The organism is Caballeronia sp. LZ043 (genome assembly GCF_031451075.1).
Lineage (GTDB): Bacteria > Pseudomonadota > Gammaproteobacteria > Burkholderiales > Burkholderiaceae > Caballeronia.
Window position 1 is genome coordinate 1 of the sequence record NZ_JARUXT010000032.1, and the last position, 2,192, is coordinate 2,192.

Consider the following 2,192-nt stretch of genomic DNA (forward strand, 5'->3'; position numbering starts at 1 on the left):
GGGACGCTGATCACGACGGGCACGCCCGCAGGCGTGTCGCAACTCGCGGAGGGTGACCGCCTGAAGGGCAGCATCGGCGGCATCGGTTCGATGGAACTGCAGGTCCGCGCCATGCAACAAGCGGCCGCTTAGAACACATCGACCCGGATCGTCTCGGGAAACTTGTCAACGATTACACGACGGATAGACCATGCTGCTTCCTTCAAAACAACGCACGCTTTCCTATGATCTCGTCGGACCCGAGCGCGGCCAGGTGGTCGTGTTCTCGCATTCGCTCGCAGCGGATCTGGGCCTGTGGGCCGAGCAGGTTCCCGCACTGCTTGCAGCGGGCTATCGCGTGCTGCGCACCGATCTGCGCGGACACGGCGGCAGTACCGCTACACCCGCTCCGTACACAATCGACCAACTCGCGGACGACGTGATCGAGGTGCTCGACGCGCTGTCGATCGAACGCTGCCATTTCGTGGGTCTTTCAATCGGGGGGATGATCGGTCAGTCGCTTGGTCTGCGCTACGCCAACCGCGTGAATTCGTTGCTGCTAAGCGATACGCAGTCCGAGTCTCCGCCCGATGCCGCGACGTTTTGGGGGCCCATGATCGAGGCCATCAACAAGGCGGGCTCGCTGGAGCCGATCGCCGACCGTACGATGGATCGCTGGCTGACCGCCGACTACCGCGCCGCGCATCCGGGCCGGTGGAAACAGATCCGCGATACGGTCGCGGGCTGCTCGCCCGCCGGCTATATCGGCTGTGCGCAAGCGATCGGCAACTTCACGTTCACCGAACGCCTTCACACTGTGCAGGCGCCCGTGCTTGTCACCTGTGGCTCGCTGGATCCACGCGCCACGCCGGATGAAAGCCGGCACATCGCCAGTCTGTTCCCGAATGGCCGCTATGCCGGTTTCGAAGGCGCGAAGCACGTGCCGAACGTTGAGCAGCCCGACGCCTTCAACCGCGAACTGTTGCAGTGGCTCGGATCACAACGATAGGCGCGCCGCGACAATGAATGCGCGTCCGAGCAGGAAAATAACAGGAGATACACGATGCATTTACGTAGCGTTGAATTCCAGATGCCGGACCGCGCGGAAGCGGTCAATTTTCTCGTCGCCCCGTGGGGCATGACCGAAGTCGCCTCGCAGGGCCCGACAACGTGGCTGCGCGGCACTGCAGGGCAACACTACTCGGTGGCTATCACGGAAGGTGCGGAGCGCGCGTTGCTTTCGGCGACGTTGACCGGCACGCGCGAAGAAGTAGAAGCAGTCTATGAACGCGTACGCGCCGCCGGCTTGCGGCATAGTGAGTGGATCGAGTGTTTCGATGAACCCGGGCAGAGTTCGGGCTTTCATGTGGCTGGCCTGGAAGGTGAGCCTTATCGCTTCGTGGTGGAGGGCGATCGGGCACCGGACGCGCTGCCTGCTGACCGAGGATGTCCCATTCGGATCGCGCACGTCGTCTTCAACACGAGCGACCGCGAAGCCTCGACGCGCGTGCTGACCGACGTATTCGGCTTTCGCCTGAGCGACCGCACGGCATACATGAGCTTCCTGCGCTGCGACGAACTGCATCACGTCATCGCCTATGCAGACACGAAACGGCCGACGCTGAACCATGTCGCCTTCGAGATGCAGGATACCGACGCCGTGCTGCGCGGCATGGGCCGTCTGAAAGACGCCGGCTGGGGCACAGTCTGGGGCCCGGGACGTCACGGACCGGGCGACAACGTGTTCGCCTATTTTGTCGGGCCGTTCGGCGCATGCATCGAATACACCGCCGAGATTCAGCGCGTGGACGAAGACTATGTCACCGGCACGCCGGACAAGTGGGCATTTCCCACGGGCCGCAATGATCAATGGGGCATCTTCAGTCGCGATATGGACGCGATGGCAGCGTCGGGTGCAACGTTTCCTTATCATCCGTTGCGCGCCGGTTGACCCTCCACTAAGTCACTCGCTCAGACTGTTGAAACTCATACGGCTGGACAGCCTGGAGCGTCGAAGAACGGAGGGCGTCCTGGCCAGGATGATCAAGCGCTACAAACGCCCTGCGTTGTAGACGACAAGACAAAAAAAGATTTCGCGGCATTCCTGCGCCGCGAAGGAGACACAAGATGGCGGAGCTGGCCCAAGGTCGAAGGGAGTTCGCGGGCACGCGAGAGGAGCAGGCGCGCTCGTCTGCATCGGTGCTCGCGAACGC

2 protein-coding genes are annotated in these 2,192 nt (G+C 62.6%); both read left to right on the forward strand.

The window, feature by feature from the left end; genetic code table 11:
- The first annotated feature begins 190 nt into the window (after window positions 1-190).
- Window positions 191-988 carry an alpha/beta fold hydrolase gene (locus tag QCE64_RS36285; protein WP_310009167.1) on the forward strand — a complete coding sequence of 266 codons (798 nt, stop codon included), beginning with the start codon at window positions 191-193 and terminating at the stop codon, window positions 986-988.
- A 54-nt stretch (window positions 989-1,042) separates the two neighbouring features.
- Complete coding sequence (locus tag QCE64_RS36290; RefSeq protein ID WP_310009169.1) at window positions 1,043-1,930, forward strand: VOC family protein; 888 nt, start codon at window positions 1,043-1,045, stop codon at window positions 1,928-1,930.
- Window positions 1,931-2,192: the final 262 nt, after the last annotated feature.

Coding starts and splice junctions, on each gene's coding strand:
- QCE64_RS36285 (WP_310009167.1), top strand. CDS start 191: ATGCTGCTTCCTTCAAAACAACGCACGCTTTCCTATGATCTCGTCGGA.
- QCE64_RS36290 (WP_310009169.1), top strand. CDS start 1,043: ATGCATTTACGTAGCGTTGAATTCCAGATGCCGGACCGCGCGGAAGCG.